Consider the following 23,569-nt stretch of genomic DNA (forward strand, 5'->3'; position numbering starts at 1 on the left):
TCTGAAACAAAACCAAATACAACAAGGATATGTATGTTTAAACAACTAGCCCCTATTGCTCTTGCAACACTTGCTTATTCAAGCTGCTCAATCGCAACAGAACAACAAGTAAATAAACAATGGTTCAATAGTATCGACTATACGCACATCGAGAATAACAGATATAGTTTTAATGCTTACCAATTAGTGAGCCATTACTACTTTGAGGAGCAGCAGAGCTCGGGTGTGCACGATGATTATGGCTACCTAGATACAGATTCAAACATCCGAGTGAATTACTTTAATAGCGATTACACTGATTATCTTGGCATGTTTGGTGAAGGTTATTATAAAAATTGGTTTGTTACAGGTGAAATTTACGATGTTGATGATACTGATGACTATACCTTAGGAATAGGCTACTTATTTATTGATGCCTTAAAAGTCTCTGTAAATAGGGATGTGCGTGAATATGGTGATGATTATTTTCGCTTAAAAGCCCAGTATAACCTCCAAATCAACGATAAGGATTACCTTGGTTTTAGCGCAGAAACAGATGATGAACTCGACGTTTGGAATGTCTCTGCCAGATACTTTAATCATTTAAGCGGCAGCCATTACATTACCGTCGATGTTGGCCACCAAGATAGCCTTTATGAATCAGCAAGCAATGCCATGATCAGCTACTACTTCGGCGATCACTATGCCATAGGTGCAGGGTTGGATGACTCTGAACTCGTTTTACAAGGTAAGTACTTTATTAACGATCGCTATTATTTAACCGCGAATTACACTGAAAGCGGCTCTGCTGAACTTTATAACCTTAAGTTTGTTGCCCAATTCTAAATAGGAATGAGTCACCAGTTTTAAACAAAAACGCCACTTTAAAAGTGGCGTTTATTAGTATGTAGAATTACATATTACCTAGCTTCATCATCATTGCAGTGTACATCTTTAAGTTCAGTGCTAACTGCTCTTCAGTAATAAACTCATGCTCTGAGTGGCCTGTGTACTTTTTACCTGGCATTGATGGACCGAATGACACCGCATTATCAAATAGCTTAGCATTTGTGCCACCACCGATTGATACAAAGCCCGCGTCTTTATCGCCGGTAAAGTGCTTAAAGATATCGAGTAGCGCTTCTGCATGAGGCGCACCATCTAATAGCATTGGCGTACCAATTACCACTTTAGTGTCTTTTAACGTAACATTATTCGTGGTTTGCCAAGCACTAAGCGCTTCATTAATTTGCTGCCTAAGCACGGTTTCTTGTTTACCCACTGGACGACGCATATTAATCGACAGTTTAATGTCGTTACCGTCGCGGCTTAATAAAGTTGGCGAAACGGTCATCGGACCCATAAAGTCATGCTTGTAACCGATTTCACCGAATTGCGCGCCATATAAATCAAGACCAATTAGCTGATTGATAAACTCAATTGCTTGACCATCGCTATTGTTCTCAAGATCGATGCCTTTGAAGATTTCAGCAAGGTGAGCAATCGCATTTTCACCCGCTTCTGGCTCTGATGAATGCGCAGAAATCCCCTTCACTTTCACTAACAAACCATTTGCTTGCTCAGTCATCGCCACTTTGACGTTTTTAAGCTTAGCGACATTATCGTGTAATTTAGCCACAGTCGCCGCATCAGCGTTATGCACTAACACACTGGCATCTTCAGGGATTTGGCTAACAAAGGCGCCGCCTTTTAAGTCACTGACATATAAACCTGTTTGTGCTGAGGTTGCTGAGAAAGTCGGCGCAATTAAGCTCCAGCCTTTTTCTGCAACAACCACAGGGTATGAAGCATCAATAGTGACAGCATATTTAGGTTGCTGATAGGTTTTCATGAACTCTTCGAGTGGTGCCCAATCTGATTCTTCAGCAAGGTAAACCATTAATTCAATACGGTTATTTAAAGTAATGCCGTTGTCTTTAATCGCCTTCATTGCATGCAATGCAGTCGCAATAGCACCTTTGTCATCTTCTGTCCCACGGGCTATTAGCTTTCCTGGCTCAGAGGTTTTATCCATTTTAAATGGACTTTGCTGCCATTTACTGGCATCTGCTGGCTGCACATCACCATGGGTTACTATGGTTACTTTGTCAGCTTGGTTACCCATGCCAATTAATACTGTGTAGCCTAAATCTTGGTAATCAAAACCAAACTGCGCCGCTTTCATTTTTAAGAACGACTTAAAGCCAATGAAATCAGGGTTATCAGGAGTCGCTAGACCTTCTTTATTCACTGTTGGGTACGAAACTAAATTCTCTAAGGTATGAATTTGCGCTTGTTGATATTGCTCTACCGCGTAGTTAGCCAGCTTTTCACTTTGCTCAGACACAGCAGCCTGACTAGAGAAAGCACTTAATAAAAATGCAGCAAGTAATGAATGTTTCAAGATAAGCTCCAGAGTTTAAGAAGGTTTTTAGAAAGTCGCCTTGATTGTAACGCTTATAACGCCGACATAACATCTCTAATTCAAGCAAAATAGATCGCTTAAAAATACCAACAAGGTACAATAGCCACTCACCCTATTAATTCGTTTGTTAGACTCATGAACCGCAGAAAAAAGATCTTCACTAAACTTAAGCAAAAAGATAAGCGCGCCAATGCAAAATTGCATAAAAGCAATAAACCGTCATATATCTCAAAAGCAGAACGCGAAAAATTAGCACAGCAAGAAACTGAGCAGGAAAGTTAAAATACCTAGCGGTCAGCGGTAAGATTGTAGGCGCGATTTTACATCGCGCAACACTTCTATGATTCACAAAGAGGATAAGAGACGCTTCGCTTTAGAGAAAACAACAAGTAATCTATTATTTTTACTCATTGTCTTCTCATTCTGTTCTCTTTGTGTAAAAGACAATTTGAACCACAGAGTACACCGAGGCGCTTCGCGCTGCACAGAGAAACATTAAAATCACAAAGAGGATAAGAGACGCTTCGCTTTCCCCCTGTGTCAGGATAGTTGTCGCCTCTAACATTTAGCAGAGGCAAATAAAATGAGACGTCAATTTACACAAGAATTTAAAGTTCAAGCTGTTGAAAAAGCATTATCTCAATGTGATGATGTTCGCTTAGAAGATATTGCAGATGATTTAGGTGTCGGTTATTCAACGTTACAACGTTGGATAGCACTGGCAAAAAAGCATCAACTTGAAATACACCAGACGGGTAGCCAAATGACAGCAGAAAAACGACCACAAGACTGGAGTTTAGAAGAAAGGCTCAACGCGGTCATTGAGTGTGGAAGTTTAGATGAAGCCGCCATAAATGAATACTGCCGTAATATAGGGCTTTATCCGCATCATATTCAGCAATGGAAGAAAGACTTAGTAACACCACCTTCAAATAAAACAGTAAAGTCAGACAGTAAACAGCTTAAGCAAGAAATAAAGCAACTGCAAAAAGAACTGAATCGCAAAGATAAGGCCTTAGCTGAAACTGCCGCTCTGCTTGTGCTCAAAAAAAAAGCGGATGCACTTTGGGGTTTCAACGAGGACGATTAACAACAGCGACTGAGCGACATGAATTAATAACGCTTATCACAAACGCACAGGCTTCAGGGGCAAGGAAAGAAAAGGCATGTGAGTTACTTGGACTGACACTAAGAACCGTTCAGCGATGGATTGAAGCAGACGATATGACTGACAAACGGACGAGTACGAAAAAACAGCCGCCAAACCGTCTCACAGAGTTAGAGCGGCAGCGCATTATTAATACGGTTAATTCAGCCGAATATGGGCATTTACCGGCCAGTAAAATAGTCCCTAAGCTGCTTGATAAGGGCATATGGATAGCGTCTGAAAGTTCGTTTTATCGTGTCATGAAGGCACATAACTTATTAACGCATAGAGAAAAAGTAAAGCCAGCTAAGCCGATGAAAAAGCCAAGAGCATTGAAAGCAGTGCGTGCAAATGAAGTATACACTTGGGATATCACCTATTTACCAACGAGCGTAAAAGGGCAATTTTTATACTTATATTTAGTGATGGACATTTTTAGTCGAAAGGTTGTTGGCTGGCAGGTTTACGACACACAGTTAAGTGAATTAGCCGCAGATTTAATGAAGGATATTTGCAGTCGGGAGCAAATAAAGCGCGAGCAAGTCACGTTGCACTCAGATAATGGTAGCCCAATGAAAGGCGCGACATTACTGGCAACATTACAGGAGTTAGGGATTGTGCCATCATTTAGTCGACCGTCAGTAAGTAATGACAATCCATACTCTGAGTCGTTATTTAAAACGTTAAAGTATCGCCCAGAATACCCAGAAAAGGCATTTGAAGATATAAGCGCAGCAAGAGAATGGGTAAGTGGGTTCGTTGATTGGTACAATAATGAGCACCTACACAGTGGTATAAAATTTGTGACGCCAAACCAACGTCATTCAGGTTTAGATAAAGAAATATTAGCTAAGCGTCAGCAGGTAAACGACGCAGCTAAATTGAATAACCCAAGTCGTTGGTCAGGAAAGTCACGAGACTGGTCAATGATAAATGAAGTAAATTTAAACCCTGAGAAAAAAGAAGAAATGCGGGCGGCATAAAATTTAACTTGAGGCGACAACTAACTTGAAAAACTCCGCTTTAGAGCAAAACAACAAGTAATTTATTGTTTTCCCTCATTGTCTTCTCATTGTCTTCTCATTCTGTTCTCTTTGTGAAAAGGACAATTTGAACCACAGAGTACACCGAGGCGCTTCGCGCTACACAGAGAAAACAATTTTTACAAAGAGATTATGGTCTCTCCTTCTCTTCCTCTGTGCTCTCTATGTCCTCTGTGGTTAGAAAAAAGATCTATTGTTTCCCCTCATTGTCTTCTCATTCACTTCTCTTTGTGCAATTTGTTTTAACGCGAAATAAATTTCACGCCTACATCAAAGATACTTATTGCACAAAGAGATTAAGAGGCGCTTCGCGCTACACAAAGAAACACTAAACCCCATAAAGAGAATAAGAAGCGTTGCGCTCTAGATAAAAAAGTATTTATTCAATTATCTTACCCTGATTTCTTCAAGGAGCTTCTAACGCTTTCTCTGACTTAAAAGCAGCTGCTACAATTCGTGAATGTTAAGCAAAATGCTCAATTTCAATCAGGTAACGACTTAGGGGCCATGGCAAACTGGCCCCACTTCTGAAAAGCATTAACGAGTAACCATGAAAACGAAGCAACAACAACGCATTGAGCTAGTCTGTGACTATATTAGTCAGCATCTTGATGAACCTTTATCACTGGAGACACTGAGTGAGGTGGCATGTTGCTCGAAATATCATTTTCATCGTTTATTTGTCGCGGGGGTTGGCCTAAGTGTCACCAAATATGCGCAACTTGCGCGCTTAAAGCGGGCCTCATTTCGAATTGCATTTGAGCATCAACTTAAAGTTATTGATATTGCATTAGAAGCGCAATTTGATAGCCCAGAAGCATTTAGCCGTGCTTTTAAGCGCACATTTAAGCAGTCTCCAAGCGAATTCAGAAGCAAACCAAACTGGCCTAATTGGCACTCACAGTTTGAATTTTCATTACCCGATAAAAAGGTTTGCCCTATGAACGTAAACATTGTTGATTTTAAAGCACAGCCTGTGGCGTTACTTACCCACCAAGGCGCTGCTAATACCCTGATGAATACCGCTGCACAATTTATTGAGTGGCGCAAAGAATCAGGCTTCTCACCCGTTAAAACGAGTAATACTTATGGGATCCCATATAGCGATCCGGCAACGACTGAAGACCATGCATTTCGTTTTGACTTTGCAGGCAGTATCACCTCACCGATTACTGAAAACCCGCAAGGCGTGCGTAATGGTGAAATCCCAGCAGGACGCTGTGCAGTAGTACGTCATAATGGCTCTCATGACACCATTAGCGATACAGTTTACTACTTATACCGTGAATGGCTGGTGCAAAGTGGCGAAGAGGTCCGAGACTTCCCTTGCTTTTTTCATTACCTCAACCTCATCCATGAGGTAGATGAATGTGACCTGCAAACGGATATATATTTGCCGATAAAATGATTGCGAGTTGCGAGTTGCGAGTTGCGAGTTGCGAGTTGCGAGTTGCGAGTTGCGAGTTGCGAGTTGCGAGACAAAGATTGTAGGCGCGATTTTACACCGCGCAATATAAAAAGATAACGCGCGAAATAAATTTCACGCCTACGACAGCTTATTTCACATTTGTATCGGACACGTGACCTGACTCGCTAACTTTACTCTCGTAACTAGAAACTCTGGTTTTTAATCTGAAAGTGACGGCTCGTCATTATCTTTGTGAAGATATTTTCGGCACTAAAGTACCTTATATGGACTCCTCCTATTGCACAATACCCTTCGTTAATTTTGTCAGACTGCGTGCTTATATGCGGGCTCATAATGAGGAGCTACCTCGGCCCTTTGATGTATTCGCGCCCTTGTGCCTCTTCTCCTACTCGGTGTTTTAACACGCCAGGTACTTTACAGGCTATCAAGGGTGGGTCTAACCGCTTAACGCAGGTTCTTGGTCAATACTGTTGTTTCTGTTATCGAAGGCTAAATATTAATTTGTCAGTAGCATTGGTTCATAACTCGTGCCCTTTTTCAGCATGGCATACGCTGTCCTAACTGTTTTATTTGCTAACGCAATGGCGGCGCACTTCACACCGCGTCTTTCAACTAATGCTTTGAGCCATTGTTCTTTTTTCGTTTTTGGCTCTCGATGCTTTAACTGACTGATGACTGCTCTGGCTCCGAGAAACAAGTGGCTCCGTAATGTTATCTCGCCACGGTATTTGGCTATATGACCTATTCGTACTTTTCCACCACTTGAGTGCTGGCGCGGGGTGACACCAACATTGGCTGCCGCATTACGTCCACTCGTAAAATGGGCTGTGTCACTTAAGCTTATTAATAAACCAACCGCTGTGATAGGCCCGACACCCTCAAGTGCCAGTAAGCGTTCACATTGCTCATCTTGTTTTACTAAACCTATCAGTAACTCATTTAATGTTTCTTTTAATGTTGATTGCGCTTTAAATAATTCATAGCACTGAGCTATACACTGCCTTAAACCAGCGGTTAATCCATTATCGCTATCTTCTAGAATCTCAGGGATAGCTTGCCTAAACGCGCATTCTGACTGCTTGATTACAATTCCAAATTCAAGTAACAGGCCCCTGACTTGATTAGCCAACTGCCGTTTTTGCTTTTCAGCTAACGCACGCATTCGCTCGATTGATTGTAAGCTTTGCTGTGCTTGTGTCAGTGATTTACACGGGCGAACATTGGGTGAGAAAGAAGCCGCAGCTATTGCAATGACATCATTTGCATCCGTTTTCTGGCCAACTCTAAATGCTTTGACAAATCGAGGGTCTAGAATCACGACTTCATGACCAACACTACGCGCTTTGCGTGCCCAATAATGAGCACCGCCACATGACTCCATGACAACTTTACAACGAGGTGACGTAGTGAGTATGGTTAGTAGCTCTTTTCTGCTCACCGCTTTATTACTTTGTAGTTTTTGATGAAAAAACTTACCGACTTGAAAAACATTTTTTGCCAAGTCGATACTAATTAGGTTAAATTTTGACATGTATGGATTCCTTATTGGTAAAAGTAATTGTCCAATCTCTTTATACCGTACTCACCCTATTTGGGGGAGGAGTCCATACATCTCCTACGAGCAAGGCATTTGGTAAAGGCCTGTAAGCAACACCGTTCAGCTTCAAACTGACAGCTGAAAGCTGATAGCTTTCCCCTAAAACCTATAACTCACACTGGCATTATACGAGCGGCCTTGTCCTGCAAGTTGCTCAAAGCCATTACTCATATCTTGCTTATAATTAGCAATACTTACACCGCCAAGTGGCTGTTGGTAGTATTCGTCAAGTAAGTTAGTAATTGCCAACTTAAAGGTTAAATTTTGCCACGTTTTCTGGCTTGAAATAGCCAATAGCTGATAACTGTCGGTTTGGTTTTCTAAACGACGCTCATCAACATTAGTTTTACTATCAACCCACTGCCAGCTCAGTGCGTTTTGCCAGCCTTTGTATTCGTGCTCTAGGCTCAGTTCAGTGTGCAGTGGCATAATTTGATATAAGTCTTCATTGCTATCATCACGTTCGCCATGAGTACTGGTTAGTGAGCCTTTTAGCTGCCACTTTCCTGCTTGCTTTGTGTTGTAAAGTTCAATCAGGCCCGCCAGTTTTGCACCGTAAAGTGTCGCATCTAGGTTCGTGAAAGTAAGAATATTACGCTTAGTATGCGCCATGTCGGTGCGATTAAAGCTCTTAGTAACTTCAGCATCAATATAATCATTTACTTGCGTGTACCAAACATTTGCCGTTACTTGCCAGCTATCGTCTTTGGCTAATTTGGTGTAGCTAGAGCTTAATGTGTGGGCTGTTTCGGCTTCTAAATCTGGGTTACCAATATAACCGTTACCATCGCCAAACCAACCAATCATGGTGGTTGCCATCGTGCCGACACCCCAGCTATAACGCTCATATAAATTGGGTGCGCGGTTTTTACGAGCTAAACCAAATTGCAGCTCATCGTTGTTCGATAATTGATAGCGAGCAAGTAAGCTAATATCAACTAAAGTGTCGTCACGTTTACGGTCTAATTGGTTAAACTCCATCGCAGCTTGGGCATCGGTTTTTGACATATCCATCATCGATCCCATATGACCCATGCCGCCCATACCACCTTCGTTATAAGCCTGCACTTCGCCAGTATCTGTGGTTACTTGCTCAACACGAACACCTGCCGATACCCACCATGCTTGGTTTACTTGGTTTTGATACTCAGCAAATGCCGCAAGGCGGTCACGTTTGCCATCATTAATGTTTACGTATTCATTTGGGCCCATCATCATTGACCCTGCAACAGCTGGCCACCAATCATCAATTCGATAACCGTAGTATTCTTGCCCTATCATTAGTGACGACTGTTTTGATAAATCAGTGCGCCAGTGAATTTGATAACTGTAATCTTGTGCATCGGTATTCATTGGCATCATGCCGGTTTTCTCATTACTGAAAAAACCCATTTCGTGTTTTACATCATGCGCATTCACTTGCACCTGCAAATCACCATTTTCAAGCTCACGTTGATACTGAGCAACGAAACCATAGCTGGTGTTATCGGTCATATCCATGTACTGATTAGGAAAGCCTTGGTAAGGAATCTTTTGATGCGTCAGTTTAACTACAAGCTGTTGCTTCTCATCACGAATAGCGCCTGTTAAAGCATGATTTTGCACTCGATATAAGGTATCAAGTACACGCTCACCATGCCCATCATCATAGCTGTTAGCATCTTCAAAGCTACCTTGGTAAGACAAGCTAAACTGTTTGCTAGCAAGGCTTGCACCTAGGGCGTATGCTTGGCTGTCGTTAACGCTCTTATACTGGGCAGTAACATAGCCAGCACGCCAGTTAACTGAGTCTGTATCACTAAATTCAGGGGCAATCGTATTTACCCTGATAACACCAGCAATATTATCACCGCCACTGCTTACCGGTGATACACCAGCAACAACACTATAAGAGGCAATTTGGTTTGCCGACACATAAGAGAGTGGCGGGTTCATTTGGTTAGCACACGCTGCTGTGACATCAGCACCATCAACTAAAACTTTAACTCTATCTCCCATCATGCCGTTCATCACCGGCAAGTTAGACACACCTCCGGCTGCTGAAAAATCAACACCTAAATCTTTCAGTAATGAGTCAGCAGAGCCAACTAATTGATGGTTATTTTGGGCATGACCTTGCACTTCTATCACTTCAATAGAATCATCAGCAAAGGCAGAAATACTTAAAACACAGCTAAGTGCTGCAGCAATTTTAGAAAATAAAAAACCAGGGCGAGAAGATTGCGTGTTCATAACTCTTTTAAAATCAAAGCAAATAATTAATGACGCCGATTATAAAACTCATTAATTAGTCTGAACACGTGACATATTGTCGCACCCTGTCACAGGTAAATAACTTAGCGCAGCACCACTAAAGGAATACGGCTATCTTCAATCATTTTTAAGGTCGTGCTGCCTAAAAAGAATTGCCGCCATTTAGAGTGACCAAATGCGCCCATCACCATTAAGTCAACGGCATGGTCACTTTTATATCGCCACAAAGCTTGGTAAACATCGCCATCGAGCATGCGCGCTCTGACATTAAAGCCGTTTTCAGCCAGCCTTGCTGAGGCGGTATCAAGTTTGTCTTGGCTGTGACCATCTTGTTTATCCACCATCACCAAGTGGCAATCTAAGCCAGATAAAATGCCACCATTGATAATTTGTGTAATCGCTTTGTCGGTACTTTCGCAGCCATCATAAGCCAGCATAAAATTTGTAGGCTCATGAAATTGCGGCGGCACAATCGCAACCGGGGTATGCACCTGACGGATCAGCGTTTCAATATGCGAGCCCAGAACTTTAAAATCATCGTAATGGCCTTTACCTGAGCGGCCAATAATCATTACGCGGGCATTGTCTTCATGTTCAAGTAAGGCATCAACAAGACTCATTGAAAGCTGCTGTTGCTCAATCTCGGTTAGGCCTGCATGCTCGGCTTTTTTCATTGCTTCATCAAGCAATAATTGACCATGCTGCGACGCTACTTTGTTGCGCTCTTGTTCAAGTTTTGCCAATTGCTCTAACAATGAGGTTTGCGAGCCTAAACCAATAATTGCGGTTAAATCATCACTGCCCTGGGGCAAAGGTGGCTCTAAAGCATGCAGAAAATTTATCGGATGGCTGGAGCGCTTAGAAATCCAAATAGCCGCTTCTGTCACCGCATCGGTCATGCATGAACCGTCGATACAGGCAAATATCTTTTTCATTGCGCTCTCCTTTAAACCAATTCAGTTAACCAAGTATAGTTGGCTTTTCATCTGTATTTAATTTGAACAGCAAAGACTTAAGAAGTTCAGGTTATTTTCTTATAGCAAACAAATATAGAACGTTCCAAAAAGTACTGTATCAACCCCGTTAATTTGTATTACAATAGCGCTGGGCACACATCTCTACTCCAGAACAAAGTATTTGTTACTGGCATTTTCAATTATCAAAAATCTATTTTGTTTTTAAATTTATTTTTAAAGGAATTACATGACTAACGTAGCCAACCCCCAAGGCAACGCAAGCACGTTTACCATTCTGATAGTATTGGCTTTAGGCACATTCATTTTAGGCCTATCAGAATTTTCTATGATGCCAATGTTGCCCTTGATCAGCGAAACATTTTCGTCTACGCCAGCGCAAAGTGGTTATGCCATCAGTGCTTACGCAATAGGCGTAGTCGTCGGTGCCCCACTCTTTATGATCACAACCGCCAACATGCGTAAGCGCAATGCACTGTTGATGTTTGTCAGTATGATGTTTTTATTCAATGGTTTAAGTGCTTTTGCAAACTCACTTGAGCAACTTATTTTATTTCGCTTTTTAAGTGGTTTACCACACGGTGCCTACTTCGCCGCTGCTATTTTATTAGCCGCCGATATCGCCCCTGCCGATAAACGGGCAAGCTTTATGTCAAAAGTATTTATGGGTTTAACCATTGCTACTATCGTTGGCGTGCCCATGGTCACCCTTGTGGGTCAAAACTTTAGCTGGCGTTATTGTTTGGCGGGCACCGCTGTACTTGCGTTAGTTGCCTTGGTATTGATTGTGAAATACGTACCTAACGTAAAAAATACCGCACCAACATCGATTCTCGATGAGTTAAGTGTATTAAAGAACAAGCTCGTATGGACCATTCTAGGTATCATCATTATTGGTTTTGGTGGTGTATTTTGTGTTTACACTTACATTGCCGACACTATTTTAGAAGTCACCCATACCCCTGCTTACACTATCTCTATTGCCATGATCATGTTTGGTATTGGCTGTACTTTAGGTAACTACGTATTAGGTAAAGCCGCCGACCACTCACCGCTGAAAACCACAGGCGCAGCGCTAATTGGTGCTGTTGTATTTGCAGCCAGTTATGTAAGCGCCAGCCACAATATTTGGCTGTTATATGCGGTGATTTTCTTTATTGGTTTTAGTGTTGGTTTAGGTACCGTGATCCAATCGCTATTAATGGATGTATCACCACAAGGGCATGCCATGATTGGTGCGCTAGTACAGTGTGCGTTTAATACAGCCAATGCCATTGGCCCTTGGCTTGGCGGCATGGCTATTGCCGAAGGCGCACTGCCAAGTCAAACAGGCTATGTTTCGGCGGCACTATTCTTAGGTGGCTTTTTAATGTGGTCGTTAAGTGCGATGCAGATGAAAAGACAAAGCTGTAAGCCTTAAGCTCTCAGCTGTCAGTCTGATCGCTGAAGGCTATCAGACTTACTCATCCTGAAATATCTCTTCGATACTCAGGTTGAATAAACGCGCGGCTTTAAATGCTAATGGCAAACTTGGGTCAAATTTACCTTTTTCTATCGCATTAATGGTTTGCCTAGACACATCCAAAAGCTCTGCGAGTTTCGCTTGGGTGTAGTTGTGCTCAGCACGAAGCACTTTCAAGCGGTTTTTCATTCTTCGCCCTCGTCGTTTAACTGCTTATTCATCATTAAAAGACTCACTAAATAGGTTAAGCTCATAAAGATTACGAGGTGCGATATATCTTCTTTAAAGCTTATTAAACCGCTTGATTGCACCACCGAATAAGCTAAACCAAATACCAAGCTTGCACCCAAAGTAATGGCCATTGCATTAAGGTGCATACGCTGCTGAAGCTCATCCATTCCTTGTAGTTGTCGCTTGTTCGATAAAATCATCATGATGCCAACTACGACATTAATTAAGATTGCTACAACACTAAAAACAGCCTGCTCTTGCCATAAAAAATGTGGTCCAAATGAGGCAATTGCTAAAGTAATCACCCATGCTGATGTCCATTTAGCGAGGTTTAGCGTGTTCTGCTTATTACGCTGTTTAAAGGTTAATCCTGTTTGATTCATTATTCTCACCTTAAAAGTAAAGTAAACTTGACTAAAGATTAATCTAGCAACACAAAAAGTCAAACAAACTTTACAAAAAGTTTTATATACACGACATCAATATGATTTTTTAATGTCAGAAAAGGCAAGGTGCTTGCTGTTAATCTCATAATATTGTATTAATCAAAGTATCGCGTAGTCTTATAAAAAATCGGTCCAATCGGACTGCGTTTCTAACAATAACAATGAAGATAACACTATGAATACGGCACTGTTTTTCGTTGGAGAATGGCAAGTTACCCCGGCTACCAACTCAATCCGACGCGGTGAGCAAACAAAGCATCTTGAACCCAAGGCGATGGATGTATTACTGCTGCTATGCGAAAAACAAGGTGAGCTACTAACAAGTGAAGAAATTATCAGCCATTGCTGGCCAAATGTAGCGCTGGGTGACAACCCCCTGCATAAAGTGATCACCCAATTACGTAAAGCCTTTGACGATAAAGCAAGCGATCCGCATTACATAGAAACCATTCGTAAACGCGGTTATCGAGTAATTGCCGAAATCAACTTTCCACTCAACGAAGAACAAAAAGCCAGCCAAACCAGTTGGCAAGGTGATTCTCCCTTTGTTGGCTTAAGTGCGTTTGCACCAGAGCAAGCCGATGTATTTTTTGGTCGTAACAAACAAATTGCCACCTTGTTACAGCGAGTGTCGGCTCAAATTGAGTTTGGTCGCGCATTTTGCTTAATTTTGGGAGCCAGTGGTTCAGGTAAATCGTCGTTAGTTAACGCAGGTGTATTGCCCGCTTTAATGTCGAGTAATGGCTACGATGGCATTAGAGTACACAGTTACTGCCAACTCGACTTTGCCGATGTTAGTAAAGAGCGCTTACTCCTTGATTTAGCCTCAACCTTGCTCGATTTAGAAATAAACGACGCACCTGTACTTAGCGATATAAGCGCCGATGCGTTGGCTGAATTGTTATTAACAGATCCAGAACAGGTTATTTCCCGCTGTAAAGCAGCACTTGTAGCGCTAAATGCAGAGCGCACTACGCCCTATCTATTTTTATTTATCGACCGGCTCGAAGTGCTATTGTCATCGCCGCTATTTAGCGATGACGAGCGGAACCAGCTGTTAGCACTTATTGAGCGCCTAGCAACAAGTGGCTGCATGATCATTTTTAGTGCCTGTCGTAATGACTTTTACCCGCAAGTAGTGAGTCAACCAAGTTTAATGGCAGGTAAAGCCAATGGCGCACATTTTGATTTATTAGCGCCAACTCGCTCTGAGCTTAAGCAAATGATCCGTTTGCCAGCACTTGCAGCAGGCTTAAGTTGGCAACATCACCCAGAGCATCACACACCGCTTGATGAACAACTTTGTAACGATACTGCCAATAACCCTGATGCATTGCCGATGCTGCAATACACCTTGCAGCAGCTTTACTTGCAGCGCAGCCCAGACAACGAATTATTGTTTTCTGAATACCAAGCGCTTGGCACCATCGAAGGAGCCATCGGCCAAAAAGCCGAACAGGTATTTTGCCAATTCCCCAAAGACCAACAAACTGAACTTGCTGTAGTTCTTTCTAAGCTGATCACTTTAAACCCAGATGGCGAAACGCTCACCAGCCGTGCAGCGCGTTGGAGCGAATTAACCAGCTCTGCTGCGACCAAGCTTGTTCAGGCTATGGTCGATAGTCGCTTGTTTGTATCACACCTTAAAAATGAGCAAGCCTGCTTTAGCCTTGCCCATGAAGCGCTGCTGCGCCATTGGCAACGCGCCATAGATTGGGTGCAAGAGCACCAACAAAGCTTAGCAATTCAAAGTCGTGTGCAACTAGCCACCGAGCGCTGGCTGCTTGAACATAAACACAGCGACTTTTTATTAGCCCAAGGCAAACCGCTGCAAGAAGCACAAAGCCTAGTTAAAAACCCTATGTTTAGCTTATCGAGTGACGAACAAGCGTTAATTAAAGCTTCTAATAAAAAAGCCAAACGTAAAAAACGCGTGTTACAAATAACAGCGGCTGCACTTGTGTGCTTAACCTTTATTGCCACTTTTATGAGCGTGCGTAGCTACCATGCTGAGCAAGTTGCAAAACAAAAACGCCAAGAAGCTGAGAGTTTACTGGGTTTTATGGTTGGTGAATTTGCCGACAAACTCAGAAGCGTTGAACGTATGGATTTACTTGATGGTATTAGCAATAAAGCACTTGAGTATTTTACCAACCAAGACGAAGAAACAGCGTCACTGTTTGACTTTAGCGATAAACAAGCCCAGTTTAATAACCGTTTTCAATACGCTCAAACCTTAGAGGCCATGGGCGAAGTGGCGTACTCTCGCGGCAAAACCGACGAAGCCTTCACTGCCTTTGAAAATGCGCGAACGCGCCTAGAATCTTTACTAAAAGTTCAACCCAACAACCTTGATTTACTAATGCTCGCAGGGGCCAATGCCTTCTGGCTTGGTAATTTAACTTATGAGCAAAGTAATTATTTAGCGACTGAGCCAATGTTCAAACGATACTTGGCTTACAGCGAAATGATGTATCAGCTTGCCCCTAATGACTTTAATTCAATTATGGAGCTATCTTACTCACACAATTCACTTGGCTCGCTGTATTTAAAACAGTTTAATTACGCACTTGCAAAACAAAGCTTTACTGAATCCTTAAAACTTAAAAACCAAGCTCTTGAGCTTAAACCTAATAACAAAAATTTATTACGCGATAAGACAGATACTATCAGCTGGATTGCAACCACAGAAGAAAGGCTCGGTAATTTAAACGCTGCACTCGAAATGCTTGAACAAGCTTCTCAACAGCTAGTCAACATGCTTAAAACGTCACCGAATGATGCAAGTTTGCAAAGTCATTTAGCAAACACTTATATGCAGCAAAGCTTTTTATTGAGCTACTTCCCAAATAAGAGAGCGGCATTTTTAAAAGCAGAAAAAGCAACTAATGCGATTAATCAAGCAAGAATACAAGATCCAAAAAATCAAAATTTTCAACGCACCTTTTATAGAACGCTTGCATACCAATTAATGCTGTTAGATAAAAATAAAACTAGTGAAAGGGTAAAAGATGTTTTGAGTTACATTGATAATCAAGGGTTTTCAAATACAACTTTAATAAACATTCAAATAAGTGTCATTCATTATTTAATAAATAGAAATCTTTTAAGTGAAGCCGAAGTCCATTTATTAAAATTAGAAAGCAACTCAGACTTTATTGAGAGATTGTCTGATACTAAAAAAATAGAAAACAACTCTATTCTAATAAGGGTTAACTTAATTAAAGCAAAGCTTGCTGAAGACAAGATAGCAAGACAACAAGCATGCCTAGAAGCTATTAATGCAATTGAAGAAAATAATAACGGCGATAAAAGTATAAAAAGAACTTACCCACTTATTCAAGCCTACACCTGTTTAAACAAGGAAAGTGAGGTAGGCACAATTAAAAGTAAACTAATAGAGTTAGGTATTACTAACTTTGATCTATAAAAAACAACTAGAAGGTAATAACAATGAGCGAAAGTCAAACTTACAACTTTACAGTGAATGTTACACTTAACACTGAAAATGAAGCTGTATTCACATACTTCCAAGACGGTCAGCAAGTTTCTGGTGGCGGTACTGTCAATGAAAGAAACAGCCTAGGTATTTATACACTTGATGACGCAACTGTTGATGCTGGCTTTCAATTTACAGGTGCTAAATTTGCAAACCTTGAGGGTGATTGCGAGCAAGACTTTAGCTTTAAAGTCACTAATAATGGTCAAACAATTGAGATTGCCGATACAGATGATAATAGCGGTACTGCGTGTATGACTTTCATCGTAGAGTGCAATGGCACAAGCTATGAAAGTGCCGACCCGCAAGTAAAAAATGATAAAGAAGACTAAAGACCTCTCGTAAAAAGCTCCTTCTTAGGAGCTTTTTTACATTACAAAACAACAAATTAAAACCAGAAGATTACCAGAAGGTTAATTTGCACTTTTTTAAGTAACTTTATAGACACCAAAATCGTTTGCATCGGCAAAAAGGAAACGAACGTGTCTACTAACAAAAATGAACAACCAAGCACAGCTAAATCAGAAGCGAAAAGCGCACTACCGCAGTCTATCAATTCAGAGCAACTTGCGCTGATTGCCCAAATGTTTCAGAACATTCCTGAGGGAGTGTTTATCATTAATGGTCAAGGCACGTTTGAATTTGCAAATCCGATGGCGGCACAGCTTTTAGGTGACAATCAAGAAGCGTTAATCGGGCAAAACATTTTACATTACCTACACGACACCGATCGTGATAAATACATGTATACCCTACTCAGTTGGTTAGACCATAAAGACTCGCCGATAAGTCTTGGGCCAAACGAAGTTAAAATAAACCGCGCTGATAATAAAACCCTTGAGGCGGATTTATGTATATCGAGCCTGCCAAAAAACATTGCCGTTGCAGAAAATTTATTTATTTGTGTATTACATGATTTATCATCACATAAAGAACAATATAATCGTTTAATTAAACAGGCTACCACTGACCATTTAACCGGCCTTGCAAATAGATTAACTCTTGAGGAATCATTAAAAGAGCATTGGCAAGAAAGCGTACAAACCAACCAAGCCATTAGCACTATATTAATCGACATCGATTACTTTAAATTATTCAACGACCGATTTGGTCATGTAAAAGGCGATAAATGCTTACAAAAAGTAGCAAGTATAATCGCAGAATCACTCCCTTCTCGCGATTGTTTAGCAGCCCGTTATGGTGGTGAAGAATTCGCCATTATATTACCCCGCTGTCAAAAAGACACGGCCGCCGCCATTGCTAAACATATTCAAATAAAAGTAAATAACATGCCATTTACTGATATAGGTTTACCAAGTGATTTTAGAATAAGTGTAGGCCTTGTTGATCAAATACAGCTCTCTAACAAACTCACTTAACTTACTGATATTTAGGCAGACCAAGGGTGTTGATCTTATTTAGCGCCTTCACTTTGATCATCGCTTCAACCAGCTGGCGATTGTAATCACGCGCATTTAGCTTAGCCCCCATCAACTGTTTAAAACGGTACATCGCTGTTTCTGCTAATGAGCGCACATGATATCCACTGAGCTTTTTCCATTGTGCGATTCCTAACTTATTGCACAACATGACAGCCTCATTGCGTGGATGCTTATCAGTCCACAGCCGTGCATTCTCTCTCGGCGGGATAGCAGGTATCGCGCCTTTTTCAGTAATTTCTGCATAGCAGCGGCGGCTATCATAAGCACCATCAGCGCTCACTCTATCTATACGCCGGCGTAATGGTCTTATCAAATCTTGGAGGGTCTCGCCGTCGGTGACGTTACTGAGCGTCATTTGCGCCCCCACAATATCATGCGTGTTGGCATCCACCGCAAGGTGCAGTTTTCGCCACTTTTTTCTTGCCTTTACGTGGTGCTTCTGTGCATGCCATTCACCTTCGCCAAACACCTTAAGTCCTGTGCTATCAACTACAATATCTACAAATCCAGTGGTGCGGACTTTACTGCGAAATTTAATATTCAACTCAGCACTGCGCTTACACAGACAACTGTAGGTTGGGGCTTCAAGCGGAAGCTTCATCAAAGATAATACCGATTGTGTGAACCCTTGTAGTGCCCTGAACGACAAGCCAAAGACAGCTTTGAGTGTTAAGCAAGTTTCAATAGCAAGATCAGAGAAATGATTAGAGCGGCCACGCCCACCGTGAGTACATTCGTTATACCAATGACGCGTTGCTTTTTCGTCAAACCAGAAGCGAATATTACCGCGGTTAACGAGGGCTTGATTATAGTGAGACCAGTTTGTGATTTTGCTCATTGTTGTTGCACGGGCTAGTAGGATATAGATGATCTGATCACAGGCTGGCAAGATAGTTCAAACTTTTAGGAAACAACGCCATAAGTGTAAGCCAAGGAATTGCCTGTGAGTTTAATAATCAATATCGTACTTCAGAGGCATTAATTTGTGCAGCAGATACTGCTTTATACCGAGCAAAAACAGAAGGTAGAAATAAAATAAGCATTAGCGCGTAAACACATAATTAACAACATAAAAAACTAATTAACAAGTCGCGTTAGTTACACATATACTATACTTTTATGTTATTTGTTTGTTCCCATTATGCGTTTTACACTGCGCTAAAATAGATAAGTCAGATGGGAATCAAAAATGGCATTATTCAAAAAATTACCTTTGCAACTTGCAATCGCAAGTACGCTTGCTGCATCAGTGACTGCAATCGCTGCTGAGCAACCTGCTGAAAATACAGCAAAAGATATTGAAGTTATTTCAGTGACGGGCACACGTCGTAGTTTACGTAGCCTATCTGAAAGTACTGTTCCGGTTGATTTATTAACAAGCCGCGATTTAGCAAGCACAGGTCAGCTTGAAATTAGCCAAGTACTTGCCTCTCAATTACCTAGTTTTAACTACCCTAGCGCCACCATTGCTGATGGTACTGACCACGCAAAACCTGCCGTATTACGTGGCCTTGCCCCTGATCACACACTGGTATTAGTCAACGGTAAACGCCGCCATGCGGGTGCCCTATTAAATTTAGGTGGCACAGTGGGTCGTGGCTCAACGGCGGTTGATTTAAATAATATTCCTACCTCAGCAATTAAGCGCGTAGAAGTACTGCGTGATGGCGCTGCCGCGCAATATGGTTCTGACGCGATTGCTGGTGTAATTAACATTGTACTAAAAGATGCCGATGAAGGCGGTAGTGTAAGCTACACATACGGTGAGTACGACACTCAAATGGCAGGCTCTCCTCAGCTACTAAACACTACAACTGATAGCGAAGGCAACCTAAGCTTTGAAACTGGCAGCGACCGTGAAGTAAACGACGGCATTTCGCGCACAGCAAGTGCTAATGCGGGCTTTGCGCTGGGCGATAACGGTTTTATTAACGTGTCGATTGAGTCACGCAATAACGAGCCAACAAACCGCTCTGGTTTTGATGCACGTGAGCAATATAGCCGTGATGAGAATGGCAATTTAGATTCGCGCGAATTTGACTTTGACCGCTATAACCACCGCTTTGGTAAAGCCGCTATCGAAGACTTCGCGCTTTTTTATAACCTAGGTTATGAGTTTGATAACTCACTATCGCTTTACTCATTTGCAAGTTACTCAAACCGTAAAGGTAATTCAGGTGGTTTTTATCGTCGTGCGAAAGACTCTCGTAACTTATCTGAAGTATATCCTGACGGTTTCTTACCACAAATTGATACCGACGTAGATGACTATTCATTTGCGATTGGTCTAAATGGCGAAACTAATGATTGGGCTTGGGATGTAAGCACTAATTATGGTCGTAATGACTTTGGTTTAGGTGTTAGCAATAGTTTAAACACTTCAATGGGCGTAAATAGCCCAACAGAGTTTGATAACGGTGCGCTTGTGTACGAGCAATACCTAGTGAACATGGATGCTAGCAACACGCTAGATTTAGGTTTACCTGATGATGTGTTTGTCACCATTGGTGCTGAGTATCGTCACGAAAACTACCAAATTAAAGCAGGTGAAACAGCCTCTTACCTCACTGTATTAGATGACGATGGCAACCCTGTTGCTGCCGGTGGTGCACAAGTTTTAGCAGGCTTTTCACCTGACAGTGCAACCGATAAAAGCCGCCATAATGTCGCTATTTTTGCTGAGTTTGATACCTACCTTACAAGCGACTGGAATGTGGTTCTCGCTGGCCGCTTTGAAGATTACAGTGACTTTGGTAGTACTTTTACATCAAAACTGGCTTCTCGTTACAGCGTGAATGAATCATTGTCTCTACGTGGTGCTATTAGTACTGGATTTAGAGCACCTTCACTTGCACAAACGTCTTACAAATCGGTAAGCACGGTATTTGAAAATGGTATTCCAAGTGAAGTTGGTTTGTTCCCTGTTGATGAACCTGCGGCGCGTGCACTGGGTGCTCGTGACCTTGATGCAGAAGAATCAGTCAACATGACTGCGGGCTTTATCTTTACCCAAGGTGGTTTTAGCCTAACCCTTGATGCATATCGCATTGAAATAGACGACCGTATTGTATTATCTGAAAACTTAAGTGGCCCAGAAGTTGAAGCGATTTTAGCCGAAGCAGGCGAAGTAAATACACAGCGTGTTCGTTACTTTACTAATGCCATTGATTCACGTACGCAAGGTGTTGATATTGTTGCGACTTACTCATTAGGTTTAGAAAGCTATGGTGATTTACGCTTAAGTGCAGCAGTTAACTTTAACGACACAGAAGTGACGAATGTTAAAGAAAACCCAGCAGAGCTTGAAGCGCTTGGTGATAGCTACGAATACTTTGCGCGCCGTGAAATAACCCGCTTTGAAGAAGGCACCCCAGCAAATAAGTGGAACTTATCTGCAACATGGGATTATGAAAACTTCCAAACAACACTTCGTGCCACGCGTTACGGTGAAGTGGTGGATACATCAAGCACACCTGAAGGTGATGAAGTACTTGATGCTAAATGGATTGCTGACTTAGAAGTGGCTTACCGCCCTGATGAGCAGTGGAAGTTCGCATTAGGCGCTAATAACCTGTTTGATCAGTATCCTCAAGATACTGTAAGTAATATTGGTTATAGCGATTTCAACCAAATTTTCCCTTATAGTGGCTTTGCGCCATACAGCTTAGATGGCCGTTTTATTTACGGTAACATCACTTATAGCTTCTAAAAAAAAGCGGTGATGACCTAGGTCATCACCGCTAGCTTCTGAAACTATAATCTCAAAAATAATTAAAAAAATTTTCGGATAGATAAACTATATGCAAACTTGTTGCGACTAACTAAATAACATAACCCATTAGGACATCATTATGAATTTAGTACGCATCAGCGCAAGTGCACTCTTAATCACAGCCACTACTGCCTGTATTGGCCTCTCAAATGCCAGTACAACAAGCAACCAAAACGATTATCGTGTTATTACTTTTAAAGATTGCAAAAAGGTAAGCGAAAGCACCCTCAATAACGAACAGATTGCTGCATACCTAGAGCTTGAACGTGAGCAGGTAAAACTAGAAGCGCTAGAACAACCAATTAGTGACATAGAACTACAAGTCACTGAGTACTCTGAGCAAATAGAAGCGATCACCGAAGAAGCTGTTATTGAAGACGAGAACCACCTGCGAATTAATAAAAGCTTATTAAAAGAGCAAGATAAGCTGGCTAAAGAACTAAATAAACTTATGGCCGCTCATGATGCTGATTTTAAAGCACTAGAACAGCAAGCAAAGTTAATCGAACATGCCGCTAAACAATTTGATAAAACAATGAAGCCTTTGATGGAACAAGGTGAGTCAACCCATCTACAAATTTTAGCGCCGGGTGAAGACGAAAAACCTGGGTGTTTTTACAATATCTAAAGTACATTAGCGAGATGTGCATAAAGTTTCGCATGTGATTGCCGAATGTCTTCTTTATGCACTTGCTTAAACCATTTTAATGCTTGATCTTGCTTTCCTGCTTGCCAATTGATTTCAGCTAAGCGTAACTTATAAATAGCTATCACATTTCGATCTGAGTCTGAATTCATGTACTTAAGAGACTGTACATAAACTTCATCTGCTTGAGCATAATTTGCCAAAAGTTGATGGGTGCGAGCTAAGTTACCTAAAGCCACAGAGATTTTGCGGTTATGATTGGTTTTTAAAATCCAATCGGCTGCGATTTTTCGGTTTGCAAGCGCACCGTCAACATCACCTAATGAGTGAAAAACATTCGCTTTATTCGACGCAAGTTCAAAGTGAAAAATAGGATCTTTGCTTTTGCCAAAGCGGCGCTCTGCCCTATCAAGAATTTGCAGTGCTGTTTCCTTGTTACCAAACACATATTGCAAATTAGCCAGCTCGACCATGCGCATAGGGTTACCAAAGGAGTCGAAGATTGCTTGCAGTTTTTCAAATGCTTTTTTGGCATATTTACGGCCTGTTTCAAAGTCGCCTAAATAATGCATTGATTTTGCGTAGTAAAAGTAAACTTGAACTTGAAAAACGACTGGTAACTCTTCACTCGCAACAAAAGGCTCAGTGCTATCTTTCAAAATCTCATATTCCATCTTATCGTAGAAATAATCAAACTGATAAGATTTAATCTCATACCAATGCGCAGAGCCAAGCTCACTGCTTGCAAGCTGTTGGTTAATGTAATCTAAGCAACTAATTTGTGACTGTTGCTCACAAAACATTTCATGATCACTAAAGTTTTCAGAGGCGCTGGCATTAAGACTAGATAATCCTAGTAATAACAAAGCTAACTTTTTCTTCATTCACAACTTTCTCAGTGATAATTCACTCAGAAAACTAACAAAATTTAATACTTTATAACAGTATTTTTTAATTAAATTGATAATTGTAACCAAATACTAGGTTTTGATCTGAGCCATAATCACTGTCTTCTGTTGCGGCAAATACCTTGAAACTTTGTTTTTTATCAAATTGATAACTTGCACCAATGGCAGCGAAATAACCTGAATAATCATTAGAGCCTATCGAATAAGCTGCGGCTGCCATTACTGTCCATTTTTCGGACAATGGTCTTTAATTAGTAAAGCCTCTTTACCTAACTCTGCATTCCTTTTATCTAACTACAATCAGGTATATAAAGTT

At 41.4% G+C, this 23,569-nt stretch carries 19 protein-coding genes and 1 pseudogene; 11 read left to right on the top strand and 9 right to left on the bottom strand.

Annotation, left to right across the window (positions count from 1 at the left end; all coding sequences use genetic code 11):
• The first annotated feature begins 33 nt into the window (after positions 1 to 33).
• Positions 34 to 825 carry a putative porin gene (locus J8Z25_RS11840; RefSeq protein WP_250661088.1) on the top strand — a complete coding sequence of 264 codons (792 nt, stop codon included), beginning with the start codon at positions 34 to 36 and terminating at the stop codon, positions 823 to 825.
• A 67-nt stretch (positions 826 to 892) separates the two neighbouring features.
• Here J8Z25_RS11840 and J8Z25_RS11845 read toward each other — a convergent pair whose 3' ends face one another.
• The gene (locus J8Z25_RS11845) at positions 893 to 2,383 is read right to left on the bottom strand and encodes a dipeptidase (RefSeq protein WP_130050952.1); all 1,491 of its coding nucleotides are present in this window, start codon (positions 2,381 to 2,383) and stop codon (positions 893 to 895) included.
• 156 nt (positions 2,384 to 2,539) lie between these two features.
• Here J8Z25_RS11845 and J8Z25_RS11850 point away from each other — a divergent pair, with 156 nt between their 5' ends.
• The 3 genes from J8Z25_RS11850 (at position 2,540) to J8Z25_RS11860 (ending at position 6,002) form a co-directional block, all read left to right on the top strand.
• Complete coding sequence (locus J8Z25_RS11850; RefSeq protein WP_250661089.1) at positions 2,540 to 2,686, top strand: DUF2986 domain-containing protein; 147 nt, start codon at positions 2,540 to 2,542, stop codon at positions 2,684 to 2,686.
• Between the two features lie 301 nt (positions 2,687 to 2,987).
• Positions 2,988 to 4,534 (top strand): IS3 family transposase gene (locus J8Z25_RS11855; RefSeq protein ID WP_250661090.1). Its coding sequence is split into 2 segments (ribosomal slippage): positions 2,988 to 3,468 and positions 3,468 to 4,534, totalling 1,548 coding nucleotides; the frame shifts between segments, so codons are not numbered across the junction.
• 610 nt (positions 4,535 to 5,144) lie between these two features.
• Complete coding sequence (locus J8Z25_RS11860) at positions 5,145 to 6,002, top strand: AraC family transcriptional regulator (RefSeq protein ID WP_250661091.1); 858 nt, start codon at positions 5,145 to 5,147, stop codon at positions 6,000 to 6,002.
• Positions 6,003 to 6,519: 517 nt separating this feature from the next.
• Here J8Z25_RS11860 and J8Z25_RS11865 read toward each other — a convergent pair.
• The 3 genes from J8Z25_RS11865 to J8Z25_RS11875 form a co-directional block, all read right to left on the bottom strand.
• Entirely contained in the window at positions 6,520 to 7,554 is a 1,035-nt protein-coding gene (locus J8Z25_RS11865; RefSeq protein ID WP_250661092.1) for an IS110 family RNA-guided transposase, read from the bottom strand.
• Between the two features lie 165 nt (positions 7,555 to 7,719).
• Entirely contained in the window at positions 7,720 to 9,852 is a 2,133-nt protein-coding gene (locus tag J8Z25_RS11870; RefSeq protein ID WP_239977494.1) for a TonB-dependent receptor, read from the bottom strand.
• 104 nt (positions 9,853 to 9,956) lie between these two features.
• Positions 9,957 to 10,808, bottom strand: a complete 852-nt coding sequence (locus tag J8Z25_RS11875; protein WP_178927240.1) for a universal stress protein — start codon at positions 10,806 to 10,808, stop codon at positions 9,957 to 9,959.
• 268 nt (positions 10,809 to 11,076) lie between these two features.
• Between J8Z25_RS11875 and J8Z25_RS11880 the strand changes: the two genes are divergently transcribed.
• Positions 11,077 to 12,267, top strand: coding sequence for an MFS transporter (locus J8Z25_RS11880; protein ID WP_130050947.1), 1,191 nt, complete (start codon positions 11,077 to 11,079; stop codon positions 12,265 to 12,267).
• A 39-nt stretch (positions 12,268 to 12,306) separates the two neighbouring features.
• Here J8Z25_RS11880 and J8Z25_RS11885 read toward each other — a convergent pair whose 3' ends face one another.
• The gene (locus J8Z25_RS11885; RefSeq protein ID WP_054551820.1) at positions 12,307 to 12,498 is read right to left on the bottom strand and encodes a helix-turn-helix transcriptional regulator; all 192 of its coding nucleotides are present in this window, start codon (positions 12,496 to 12,498) and stop codon (positions 12,307 to 12,309) included.
• Entirely contained in the window at positions 12,495 to 12,923 is a 429-nt protein-coding gene (locus J8Z25_RS11890) for a hypothetical protein (protein ID WP_130050946.1), read from the bottom strand. Before J8Z25_RS11890 ends, J8Z25_RS11885 begins: the two co-directional genes overlap by 4 nt.
• 238 nt (positions 12,924 to 13,161) lie before the next feature.
• On the opposite strand from J8Z25_RS11890, the gene J8Z25_RS11895 reads away from it, so the two are divergent.
• From J8Z25_RS11895 to J8Z25_RS11905, 3 genes are all read left to right on the top strand, one after another.
• Complete coding sequence (locus tag J8Z25_RS11895) at positions 13,162 to 16,416, top strand: nSTAND1 domain-containing NTPase (RefSeq protein ID WP_250661093.1); 3,255 nt, start codon at positions 13,162 to 13,164, stop codon at positions 16,414 to 16,416.
• A 23-nt stretch (positions 16,417 to 16,439) separates the two neighbouring features.
• Entirely contained in the window at positions 16,440 to 16,817 is a 378-nt protein-coding gene (locus J8Z25_RS11900) for a DP-EP family protein (protein ID WP_130050943.1), read from the top strand.
• Between the two features lie 150 nt (positions 16,818 to 16,967).
• Positions 16,968 to 17,864 carry a GGDEF domain-containing protein gene (locus tag J8Z25_RS11905; protein ID WP_250661094.1) on the top strand — a complete coding sequence of 299 codons (897 nt, stop codon included), beginning with the start codon at positions 16,968 to 16,970 and terminating at the stop codon, positions 17,862 to 17,864.
• Position 17,865: 1 nt separating this feature from the next.
• On the opposite strand, the gene J8Z25_RS11910 is transcribed toward J8Z25_RS11905, so the two are convergent.
• On the bottom strand, positions 17,866 to 18,765 hold the full coding sequence (locus J8Z25_RS11910) for an IS5 family transposase (RefSeq protein ID WP_250661049.1): 900 nt from the start codon (positions 18,763 to 18,765) through the stop codon (positions 17,866 to 17,868).
• Positions 18,766 to 18,845: 80 nt separating this feature from the next.
• On the opposite strand from J8Z25_RS11910, the pseudogene J8Z25_RS11915 reads away from it, so the two are divergent.
• The 3 genes and pseudogenes from J8Z25_RS11915 to J8Z25_RS11925 all read left to right on the top strand — a co-directional run.
• A pseudogene (locus tag J8Z25_RS11915) lies at positions 18,846 to 18,980 on the top strand (diguanylate cyclase domain-containing protein); the annotation flags it as partial.
• 136 nt (positions 18,981 to 19,116) lie between these two features.
• Positions 19,117 to 21,636, top strand: coding sequence for a TonB-dependent receptor plug domain-containing protein (locus J8Z25_RS11920; protein WP_250661095.1), 2,520 nt, complete (start codon positions 19,117 to 19,119; stop codon positions 21,634 to 21,636).
• 142 nt (positions 21,637 to 21,778) lie between these two features.
• Positions 21,779 to 22,327: a hypothetical protein gene (locus J8Z25_RS11925; protein WP_167658014.1), complete on the top strand. Its 549-nt coding sequence runs from the start codon at positions 21,779 to 21,781 to the stop codon at positions 22,325 to 22,327.
• Here J8Z25_RS11925 and J8Z25_RS11930 read toward each other — a convergent pair.
• Positions 22,324 to 23,229 carry a tetratricopeptide repeat protein gene (locus J8Z25_RS11930; RefSeq protein ID WP_130050940.1) on the bottom strand — a complete coding sequence of 302 codons (906 nt, stop codon included), beginning with the start codon at positions 23,227 to 23,229 and terminating at the stop codon, positions 22,324 to 22,326. The genes J8Z25_RS11925 and J8Z25_RS11930 overlap by 4 nt on opposite strands.
• A 67-nt stretch (positions 23,230 to 23,296) precedes the next feature.
• Positions 23,297 to 23,473, bottom strand: coding sequence for a hypothetical protein (locus tag J8Z25_RS11935; RefSeq protein ID WP_168990004.1), 177 nt, complete (start codon positions 23,471 to 23,473; stop codon positions 23,297 to 23,299).
• Positions 23,474 to 23,569: the final 96 nt, after the last annotated feature.

It is taken from the genome of Pseudoalteromonas sp. SCSIO 43101, assembly GCF_023650775.1.
GTDB lineage: Bacteria > Pseudomonadota > Gammaproteobacteria > Enterobacterales > Alteromonadaceae > Pseudoalteromonas > Pseudoalteromonas apostichopi.

Excerpts from the sequence above, each read along its gene's own strand:
- J8Z25_RS11880 (WP_130050947.1), top strand. The coding sequence starts at position 11,077 with ATGACTAACGTAGCCAACCCCCAAGGCAACGCAAGCACGTTTACCATT.
- J8Z25_RS11920 (WP_250661095.1), top strand. The coding sequence starts at position 19,117 with ATGGCATTATTCAAAAAATTACCTTTGCAACTTGCAATCGCAAGTACG.
- J8Z25_RS11900 (WP_130050943.1), top strand. The coding sequence starts at position 16,440 with ATGAGCGAAAGTCAAACTTACAACTTTACAGTGAATGTTACACTTAAC.
- J8Z25_RS11850 (WP_250661089.1), top strand. The coding sequence starts at position 2,540 with ATGAACCGCAGAAAAAAGATCTTCACTAAACTTAAGCAAAAAGATAAG.
- J8Z25_RS11885 (WP_054551820.1), bottom strand. The coding sequence starts at position 12,498 with ATGAAAAACCGCTTGAAAGTGCTTCGTGCTGAGCACAACTACACCCAA.
- J8Z25_RS11925 (WP_167658014.1), top strand. The coding sequence starts at position 21,779 with ATGAATTTAGTACGCATCAGCGCAAGTGCACTCTTAATCACAGCCACT.
- J8Z25_RS11865 (WP_250661092.1), bottom strand. The coding sequence starts at position 7,554 with ATGTCAAAATTTAACCTAATTAGTATCGACTTGGCAAAAAATGTTTTT.
- J8Z25_RS11930 (WP_130050940.1), bottom strand. The coding sequence starts at position 23,229 with ATGAAGAAAAAGTTAGCTTTGTTATTACTAGGATTATCTAGTCTTAAT.
- J8Z25_RS11910 (WP_250661049.1), bottom strand. The coding sequence starts at position 18,765 with ATGAGCAAAATCACAAACTGGTCTCACTATAATCAAGCCCTCGTTAAC.
- J8Z25_RS11860 (WP_250661091.1), top strand. The coding sequence starts at position 5,145 with ATGAAAACGAAGCAACAACAACGCATTGAGCTAGTCTGTGACTATATT.
- J8Z25_RS11875 (WP_178927240.1), bottom strand. The coding sequence starts at position 10,808 with ATGAAAAAGATATTTGCCTGTATCGACGGTTCATGCATGACCGATGCG.
- J8Z25_RS11840 (WP_250661088.1), top strand. The coding sequence starts at position 34 with ATGTTTAAACAACTAGCCCCTATTGCTCTTGCAACACTTGCTTATTCA.
- J8Z25_RS11895 (WP_250661093.1), top strand. The coding sequence starts at position 13,162 with ATGAATACGGCACTGTTTTTCGTTGGAGAATGGCAAGTTACCCCGGCT.
- J8Z25_RS11935 (WP_168990004.1), bottom strand. The coding sequence starts at position 23,473 with ATGGCAGCCGCAGCTTATTCGATAGGCTCTAATGATTATTCAGGTTAT.
- J8Z25_RS11890 (WP_130050946.1), bottom strand. The coding sequence starts at position 12,923 with ATGAATCAAACAGGATTAACCTTTAAACAGCGTAATAAGCAGAACACG.
- J8Z25_RS11870 (WP_239977494.1), bottom strand. The coding sequence starts at position 9,852 with ATGAACACGCAATCTTCTCGCCCTGGTTTTTTATTTTCTAAAATTGCT.